The organism is Candidatus Thermoplasmatota archaeon (genome assembly GCA_034660695.1).
GTDB lineage: Archaea > Thermoplasmatota > E2 > UBA202 > DSCA01 > JAYEJS01.
Map to the genome: position 1 here is coordinate 1 of JAYEJS010000159.1, position 3,621 is coordinate 3,621.

The window sequence follows — 3,621 nt, forward strand, 5'->3', positions numbered from 1 at the left end:
ATTTATCGCATTTCTTTTTAATTTCTTCTTTTGCAAATTTATCTACTTTTTGTTTTGGTGGATTATAATACCAACCCCTGACTTTTTTTGGCATAATTATTCCCTCATTAAATAGATATTAAGCCCCTTGAAAACGGAATATTTAACACGCAAATCCAATACAAAGGGCACAGTGATGAATAATATAAAAGTTTGGACAATTTCGTATAACTCGTTTATATGCGAAGTAATTCGTATATCATTCCAATTTGGTGGTATATCCGAACTTTGTATATCCTTCCATTCCTGGGGCATATCTGAAATATGCATCATTCTCAGCTCTTCTTTCTCCCGAATCTTTTCTTCAATTCCGACTTCCCCCTCACCAGTTTCTCCTTTTTTCTTTTCTCCTCCCCTGCCATCCTTTCCCTCAATCTTCTTTTCTCCTCTTCAATTCTCTGCCTCTCCTTTCTTTTCTCCTCCTCCACCCTCTGCCTCCGCTCCTTGATCCTTCTGTTCCGGGTCAGCCGTTCCCGCCCCATCTTAATTTTGTTGTTTGCTCCTTTTATCTCCGTATCCAGCCTTTTGTCCAGAGCGGTAAATTCCAGCCCCAATTTTTCTTTCCTGCTGTTACCCATTCTCCTTATCTTTTCACTTTCCATCTTTGCAATGTTTTTGCCCCTCCTCAGAGGCAAAAGAATTTTTTTCACCAGGGTTTCATCTGGTTTTATAAGCGCGAGCCGCTTGCTGTCCACTTCATACCCGGGTATGCGGGGTTTTGGCAACTTACCAGGCTCCGGAAGCATTTTTGGAGGGGACAATTCTGGTTTTGGTATAAGAGGAATTTGGCAACCTAATTCACTATTCACTCTCTTTATTTTGCCATTCGCTTCTCTCCATTTGGTGAAAAGCTTTCTCTTTTTTCTTTCATATTCGTCCTTAAGTTCACTGCACTGTTTCTTCCATTCCTGATGGGGTATCATCCATGCTTTTTTCCATTCACCGATTATTTTTCTCTCCAGCAGTTTCTGCTTTCTTATCTTCTCTCCCATTAACTTTTTTAATTTCTGCTTTCTTTCTCTTTCGCCTTTGCAGTAGTAAAATGCCGATTTCCATTCCTCCTTCATCAATTTTTTTTCTTTCATATATTCTTTCCATGCAAGCTTTGAGAGCCGCTCTTTTTCATGTTTTTCCTTCCACGGCTTTGGAATTTGGCGGCAGGGATCACCCGAAAGCGATAATGCAACACCCAAAACAATAAGCAGCATGAGAGACGGCATGGCGGATGCAAAAACAGCAAGTTGCCCTACGGTCATATGAAATCCGCTTAAGCTAACAACAATGGGCTTTGTTACATGATATCCTGGATCATTTACTGACTGAACTTTTACCTGCATGAGATAGTTTTCATATTGAATGTACAGCCGTTCATGAGGGATGTAAAATGTCAGGTTTACCCTAGTGCTTTCACCGGGAAATAAATGAACCTGCTGTTCGGAGAGAGCATATATCCAGTTCCGGGGGGCATAAGGTACGGAAATAATGTATTCGTCATCATAATTTCCATTATTTGTTATATCCAGTACTACGGTATATATTCCTTCCTGTTTTCCTTTTACAACAGGATTTTCCACATCGACTCCCAGCCACCTATATGCTTTAGAGCGTACCTGAAAGGTTATGTTGCCGTATTTTATGAAACTGGTCATTTTCACATGCATTGCAATCTGGCAGGTAATATTCGCGATATACGAAGGCTTTACACCGGCCGTTACGTACACAGTGGCGTTATACGATTCGCCTTGGCCGAGATACACAAATGTGGGACTTACAGAAGCCTGCCATCCTTCACCAGTAATATCTGTAATTTTCAGGTAATAACGCAACGGGACTTTGGACTCACCCTGTACAACACCTCCGTTCCAGAATCTGAAATGAAATTCATATCCACCTAGGGGCTCCACGGTTGCAGTTGGATCTCCTATCGGCTCTGTCTGCACATTCCACCAAAAATTTGACCATTCCTCCCAAGGAATAATTCCTGCCCTCACCGGTTCCTGTACCGGCAGGGAAAACATTAAAAGCACGAAAGTCAGCAGTAGGAATACAACTTTACGCATTTTCCTCATTGCACAAATGTATCGATTCCCTGTTTATATAATTAGTTGGCTCACTGCTTTTTCTTTTTCATAACCAATGCTATCGCAACCAGTGCCCCTATAAGGAGTATTGAATCAAAGCCCGGAACATAAAACCCTTTGTTTTTTGCGAGCATGGTAGCATAACTATTGAAAATCGTAATCGTCTCCTTATCCTGCGAGGAAACTTTGAATCGGTCACCTTCTAAGACATAGTATTTGCCCTGTGTTCGCGCTGCTGCCTGAAGAGCAATCCCTTGCCAATCATTGTGGTATGAAAGCCCCCATCCATGAGGCGATGTGAGCGTGAGTGATGCTACCTGCTCGGTTGGGTTCGGATCACCGGGCTTTTTTGCAGGGAGAATAAGCTGCGCGGGATTTATGATGGACTGCCATTCCCCCGGTTTATCTGTCAGGCTTAATGTAACTGTTGTATCTGCATTTCCCCAATTTTTCACCGTAATCGGGAAAGTGAGTTCCCTGTCAGGAGCGGTTCTTTCAATTGGCTTTGCAATCTCGAGAGTTATCTGGGTATAAGGATTTACACCCACCTGTATCTCTGCCTTGCCAGTTGTCACCTCTCTCAACTGCCCGCCAAGGATTATCCTGCCGATAACTTCAAATTCCACTATCTGGAGGTCACCAGCCTGAATATCCTGCTGATTCAAAGCCATACTGATTTTGATATTCTTGCTCCCCACATCTTTGCTCAAGACAAAAGTTTTCTGTGATGGCGTGACGGTGAGCCAGTCGGGACATTTTACTACATTTATTTCAACCCATACCGGAAAATACTGGAAAAAGAAAGCACTATAGCTTACAGTTAACGTCAAAGAGTCACTTCCATATCTCTCGAGATAAAAAGGGGTGATATCAGGAGAAGCGCTCATTGCCCCCCAACCTATCGCATCTGCAGCCGGAGAAAGCAAAGTGCTCGATAAAAGTATAGCAACCCCAAACATTACTCCCAGAGTAAGACTTTTTTTCAGCATATTTCACCTCTACTTTTAAAGTATTTTGTTATTAGATATTCGATATATATGTTTTTCCGTGACTACTCTTCCTCTCCCCCTTCCTCCTCCTCGGTAGATACTTTTTCAGGGAAATAACTCAGGATTATTATATCCCCGGCCGCCGATACCCATCTATAAGGCACGCCGATGTCCACAGAATTTTCCACCAACGCCGGGTTGCTGTCCGTGATTATCAAGCTGTCTATTCTTTTTTCTTCAGTATTCAAGGCCACATTCCTTACTTCCCCCACATAGATTCCATTACGGGTGTATGCAGGCAAATTCAGAAATTCAGTTATTTCCTTTGTCATTTTATCACTTGAAATCTTAAATCCAGAATGTATTATTAATAGTTATGGTTTCTTTAGTCTCTACGAATAGGAATTTTTCCTGAAAAATTTCGACATTTTTTATAAAGAGCAATGTCTTATCTCTTGGAGTGGGATGAGATGACACTCTATGAATTTGGACAAAAAATTCGCAAAGCCATA

3 protein-coding genes are annotated in these 3,621 nt (G+C 41.8%); all 3 read right to left on the reverse strand.

The genetic code is table 11. The features are described from left to right. Positions 1-314: 314 nt before the first annotated feature. Positions 315-2,108: a hypothetical protein gene (locus U9O96_08675; GenBank protein ID MEA2055157.1), complete on the reverse strand. Its 1,794-nt coding sequence runs from the start codon at positions 2,106-2,108 to the stop codon at positions 315-317. A 41-nt stretch (positions 2,109-2,149) separates the two neighbouring features. Next, a complete protein-coding gene (locus tag U9O96_08680; protein MEA2055158.1) occupies positions 2,150-3,109 on the reverse strand; it encodes a hypothetical protein in 960 nt (319 codons plus the stop codon). Positions 3,110-3,171: 62 nt separating this feature from the next. Next, positions 3,172-3,441, reverse strand: coding sequence for a PRC-barrel domain-containing protein (locus U9O96_08685; protein ID MEA2055159.1), 270 nt, complete (start codon positions 3,439-3,441; stop codon positions 3,172-3,174). Positions 3,442-3,621: the final 180 nt, after the last annotated feature.

Coding starts and splice junctions, on each gene's coding strand:
- U9O96_08675 (MEA2055157.1), bottom strand. CDS start 2,108: ATGAGGAAAATGCGTAAAGTTGTATTCCTACTGCTGACTTTCGTGCTT.
- U9O96_08680 (MEA2055158.1), bottom strand. CDS start 3,109: ATGCTGAAAAAAAGTCTTACTCTGGGAGTAATGTTTGGGGTTGCTATA.
- U9O96_08685 (MEA2055159.1), bottom strand. CDS start 3,441: ATGACAAAGGAAATAACTGAATTTCTGAATTTGCCTGCATACACCCGT.